General features: G+C 61.3%; 2 protein-coding genes. One reads left to right on the forward strand and one right to left on the reverse strand.

Annotated elements, in window-relative coordinates:
- A partial coding sequence (locus AC1DT3_RS22350; RefSeq protein ID WP_477467362.1) for an aminotransferase class IV occupies positions 1-522 on the reverse strand: 522 nt, incomplete at its 3' end.
- Positions 523-716: 194 nt separating this feature from the next.
- Here AC1DT3_RS22350 and AC1DT3_RS22355 point away from each other — a divergent pair.
- Positions 717-899 carry a hypothetical protein gene (locus AC1DT3_RS22355; RefSeq protein WP_477467363.1) on the forward strand — a complete coding sequence of 61 codons (183 nt, stop codon included), beginning with the start codon at positions 717-719 and terminating at the stop codon, positions 897-899.
- Positions 900-1043: the final 144 nt, after the last annotated feature.

Here is a 1043-nt window from a genome sequence, read left to right on the forward strand (position 1 = left end):
GTCTTCGATCATCCAGGCCTCCTGGCAGCCGGCCTCGGCCGCGGCTTGCTTGGCGAGTACTTGCGCGAGCAGCGMGACGCTCTTGATGTCGCGGCGCGCCCAACGAATGTCGGCCAGGGTCTTCACGGCAATCCCCTTGGAGGCGGATGGGGATGACACGATATTCTTCGCCTGGGTGAACATGACGAGACTGGGCTTCACGTCTTTCGGGAACGCAAAATCGCGATCCGCCGCGCCCCGCGTCACCTGAAGGTAGACGACGCCTTCGACGAGATTATTTCGCGCGATCAACTCCGACTGGATCTCGGTAATACGCTCGCGCGCCTCGGGTAGCGGCAACGCGATCTCGCCGACCGAGCGTTCGAGCCTCAGCAGGTGGGACTCGTTGTCGACAAGCTTGCCGTCCAGGACCGCGGACACTTCATAGATTCCGTCGGCGAAGAGAAAACCGCGATCGAGTATCGAGATCCGCGCTTCGTCGAGGGGCAGGAATTCGCCATTCACATAGGCAATGCGGGTCAACGGTCGTTCTCCTTGGTCCGATATATCGGCATGAGAACTATAGAGACCGGTCGGCGTACCGCCCAATTCAGATTGCGCACCGCGGCATGCGGGCCCTGCATAGATCGGTGCTTGTCGAATTGTGCCTGTCCCGGTGCGAGGGAACCGGGGCCTAGACAAGGCATTATGCCCAGAGGCGAGCTTGGGAGATGCCGATGGCGACCGGAAAGCGCGAACTGATCGATACCGGAACCGACAAGCGTTACGTGCGCAGGGACGACAAGGGACGATTCAAGGAATCGGACGATGTCGGCCGCTCCCTGTCACAGGATCGGCGGCAGCATGCCGAGGCGGTGGCAAAGCCCGGACAAGGCGACAAGGGCGATCGTCGGCGATAGGTCGTACTGAATTGCGGCGACGGGCTTCCGCTCGTTGAGAACGGGCCAACAACTCGCTGGCGCCGCATTCGCCTTTAGATGATCGCGATCGGCCCCATACGTTCGTAGGAAGACAACGCGTTGTCGCGGCCAGACGATAACGCC

This window comes from Microvirga sp. P4_G7 (assembly GCF_056401005.1).